Annotated in this window: 3 protein-coding genes; all 3 read left to right on the top strand. The window is 71.4% G+C overall.

The features are described from left to right. Nucleotides 1-120: 120 nt before the first annotated feature. Complete coding sequence (gene asnB, locus ACSNOD_RS29185) at nt 121-1,983, top strand: asparagine synthase (glutamine-hydrolyzing) (RefSeq protein WP_436770079.1); 1,863 nt, start codon at nt 121-123, stop codon at nt 1,981-1,983. Further along, entirely contained in the window at nt 1,980-2,792 is an 813-nt protein-coding gene (locus ACSNOD_RS29180) for a DsbA family oxidoreductase (protein ID WP_436770078.1), read from the top strand. The genes asnB and ACSNOD_RS29180 overlap by 4 nt, the downstream gene beginning before the upstream one ends. A gap of 151 nt (nt 2,793-2,943) precedes the next feature. Further along, on the top strand, nt 2,944-4,059 hold a 1,116-nt coding region (locus ACSNOD_RS29175), incomplete at its 3' end, for an aquaporin (protein WP_436770077.1).

Here is a 4,059-nt window from a genome sequence, read left to right as displayed (position 1 = left end):
CCCCTTCACCCACCCCCCACACCCGAAAGCGATCAGTGGCTCCGGTCGCTCCAGTCGCTTCACCCGTTCGTTTTGTCGCGAAGCTGTACCGCTCTTCCTGGTGAGAGGAACCAAGACACCATGTGTGGACTCGCTGGCTGGGTCGCCTACGACCGCGACCTCACGCAGCACACCGACATCGCGTCGGCCATGACCGAGACGATGGCGTGCCGCGGCCCCGACGCGCGCGGGGTGTGGTCCTCGCCCCACGCGCTGCTGGGCCACCGCCGGCTGTCCATCATCGACCTCGAGGGCGGCAAGCAGCCCATGCCGGTGACCGAGGGCGAGGACGGGCTGCCCGTCATCACCTACACCGGCGAGGTGTACAACTACCGCGAGCTCAAGGAGGAACTCATCGGCCTCGGCCACGAGTTCCGCACCACCAGCGACACCGAGGTCGTGCTCCACGCCTACCTGGAGTGGGGCGAGCACTTCGCCGAGCGGCTCAACGGCATGTACGCCTTCGCCATCTGGGACCCGCGCACCGAGGAACTGCTGCTGGTGCGCGACCGGATGGGCGTCAAGCCGCTGTTCTACTACCCGACCCCCGACGGCGTGCTGTTCGGCTCCGAGGCCAAGGCGATCCTCGCCCACCCCGAGGCCGAGGCCGTGGTGGACGCCGAGGGCCTCGCCGAGATCTTCGCCATCCTCAACACCCCCGGGCACGCCATCTTCCGCGGCATGCACGAGGTCGTGCCCGCCACCGTGGTGCGCTTCAACCGGCGGGGACACTCGGTGCGCGAGTACTGGAAGCTGGAGTCCAAGCCGCACACCGATGACCTGGACACCACCGTCGCCACCATCCGCGAGCTGCTCGAGGACATCGTCGAGCGCCAGCTGTTCGCCGATGTGCGGGTCGGCACCCTGCTCTCCGGCGGCCTGGACTCCAGCGTGATCACCGCGCTGGCCGCGCAGGTGCTGCGCAAGCAGGGCGCCACCGAGCCCATCGACGCCTTCTCCATCGACTTCCAGGGCCACAAGGAGCGCTTCCAGGCGGACACGCTCTGGGGCGACCCGGACATCCCGTTCGCCATCGAGGTCGCCGAGCACCTCGGGGACGCGGTGAAGCACGTCATCGTCGAGCTGCGCAACGAGGACGTCCTCGACCCCGCCGTGCGCCGCCACGTGCTGCGCGCCCAGGACCTGCCGATCTCCACCGGCGACATGGAGCACTCGCTCTACCTGCTGTGCAAGGCGCTCAAGGAGCGGGTGACGGTCGCGCTCTCCGGCGAGACCTCCGACGAGCTGTTCGGCGGCTACACCTGGTTCCACGACCAGGAGGCCGTCGAGCTGGAGACCTTCCCCTGGTACCACCCCTGGTCCAAGCTCGGCGGCATGGACGCCCTCAAGGAGATAGGGCTCTGGGACCGGATCGGCCTCACCGAGTACGTCAAGCGCCGCTACCAGGAAGCCCTGGAGGAGGTGCCGCGGCTGGAGGGCGAGACGGGCAAGGAGGCCCGGATGCGGGAGATCAGCTACCTCAACATCACCCGCTGGGAGAACTTCCTGCTGGACCGCAAGGACCGGATCAGCATGGCCGCCAGCCTCGAGGTCCGGGTGCCCTTCACCGACCACCGGCTCGTCGAGTACGTCTTCAACACCCCCTGGGCGATGAAGAACTTCGACGGCCGTGAGAAGAGCCTGCTGCGCGCCGCCACCTCGCACCTGCTGCCCCAGTCGGTGCTGGAGCGCAAGAAGGCGTCGTACCCCTCCACCCAGGACGAGGTCTACGTCCGGGCCCTGCGCGAGCAGGTCAAGGAGCTGCTCGCGGACGGCGCCCCGGTGCAGGCCATCGTGCCCAAGGAGGCCATTCAGAAGCTGCTCGACAAGCCCGTGGACTCGTACCGGGTGCGGGCCGGGCTGTGGGGCGTCCGCGCGGTGATGGAGCGGCTGGTCGAGTTCAACACCTGGGCCGCCGAGTACAACGTGCGGATCGAACTGTGACGGACCCGTCCGCCGCGCGCCCCGGGGAAGCCGGCCACCAGGCCGCGCGCCCCGGGGCGTCCGCGTCCCCGGCCCCGTCCCCCGCCGAGACCGGGGGCGCGTCCCCGGCCCCGGTCGTCACCGTGTGGTCCGACATCGCCTGCCCGTGGGCCGCGCTCGCCCTGCACACCCTGCACCGGGCGGCCGAGGCCCGCGGCGCCGACCTCCTGGTGGACCACCGAGCCTTCCCGCTGGAGCTGTTCGACCGGCAGCCCAACCCGAAGTACATCCTCGACCCCGAGGTAGCGGCCATCGCCGCCCGGGTGCCGGAGCTCGGCTGGCGGCGCTGGTCCGCGCCCGAGTGGACCTTCCCCGTGACCACGCTCCCCGCCCTGGAGGCGGTGCAGGCCGCCAAGGACCCCGCGGTCGGCGGGCTGCGCGGCAGCGACGAGCTGGACGCGGCGCTGCGCCGCGCCTACTACGTCGACCACGCCTGCATCAGCATCCACGCGGTGATCCTGGACCTCGCCGAGGACTGCGCCCACGTGGACGCGGCGGCCCTGGAGGAGGCGATGGCCCGCGGCGCCGGCCGGGCCGAGGTGTACGCCCAGTGGCACACCGCGCGGGGCCCGTCGATCCAGGGCAGCCCGCATCTGTTCACCCCCGCCGGCCCGGACACGCACAACCCCGGGGTGACCTGCACCTGGACGGGCGATCCGATGGACGGCGGCTTCCCGCGCTTCGACGCGTACGACCCGGGGTGGGCGGACGGTGTCCTGGACACGTTCGGTCCTCTGGCCGGAAACAGCCCTTCGGAGTACGGAAGTTGACGGAGTAATCCGCCCTGTCAGGTGGTTGACCACCTGGCAGGGACATAGTCGTATCGCCGGCGCGCCGTGCCGGGGCCCGTAGCCAGTTGGAGCAGGACAGATGAAGCATGCCGCGCCCCGTGGCCTCTCCCGGACGCATCCCCTGCTGTGGATGACGATTCTCGAGTACCTGATCAACGTGGGCATGTGGTTCACCGTGATCACGACCGTGCGGTGGACGGTGGCCCCCGACGCGCCGCTGTCCGGCGTGCTGACGGGACAGCGCTTCCTGATATTCATGGGGGTCCTCTTCGGCCTCCTCAACTATGTGATCGTCGAGTTCTCCTTCCGCCGGCAGACCGCCGGGCACATGAACCCTTCCGTCACGGTCGGGCTGTGGCTCCTCGGCTACTTCCCCGCGCGCAACGTGGCGCCCTTCATCGCCGCCCAACTGCTGGGCTCGCTCACCGGGTTCGGCCTCGGCCGGCTCGTCTGGGGCGAGGTCGTGGCCACCCTCGGCTATGCGAAGATCGCGCCGAACGAGGGCTGGGGCGTCGCGCAGGTCTACGGCACGGAGCTCGCCGGGCAGTGCGCCATCCTCGTGATCGTTGCGGCGCTGATGCTGCGGCCCCGGCTGACGAAGTTCGTGCCGGCCACGGTGGGCCTCTGCATCGGCCTGGTGATGATCTTCCTGGGGTCGTGGTCCGGCGGGGTGCAGAACCCCGCGCGGCAGTTCGGCCCCGCGCTGCTGTCCGGCAACTTCGATCTGCTCTGGGTCTATCTGACGGCGCCCGTGGTCGGTGTCGCGCTGTCGGCGCTGCTGGCGGTGGCGCTCAGGCCGCCGGTGGCGGCGGGGCCGGTGGAGGGCGCGGGCACCGCGGCGGAGGCCGTGGAGGCCGTGGAGCCCGCGGGCCTCCCGGTGGCCACGGCGGCCCCGGTGGTCGTGGAGCCCGCGATCGGCTGGGACGGTACGGACGGGTGGCACGGTGCGAGCGGCTGGGACGATCCGGCCGGTGCGGGCGGCGCGGGCGCGACGCCGTACCCGTCCGCGTCCGCGTCCGACGCTCCGGAGTTCCCGCCCGCGCCGGAGGACCCGGCCTTTCCGGCCGTGCCCGACGCTGCGGAATTCACGCCGGTGTCCCGGGCCCCGGAGTTCCCGCCCGCGCCCGAGGCGCCCGAGTTCCCGCCCGGTCGCGAGGTGTTCGGCTTCCCGGCCGGGCCCGAGGCACCCGACGTCCCGCCCGCTGACGGCGCCGCCGGAGCACTATCTGTGCTGATCGGCGTGGGC

The organism is Streptomyces sp. URMC 123 (genome assembly GCF_051386515.1).
GTDB lineage: Bacteria > Actinomycetota > Actinomycetes > Streptomycetales > Streptomycetaceae > Streptomyces.
This window is presented reverse-complemented; position numbering and strand designations above follow the sequence as displayed.

Excerpts from the sequence above, each read along its gene's own strand:
- asnB (WP_436770079.1), top strand. The coding sequence starts at position 121 with ATGTGTGGACTCGCTGGCTGGGTCGCCTACGACCGCGACCTCACGCAG.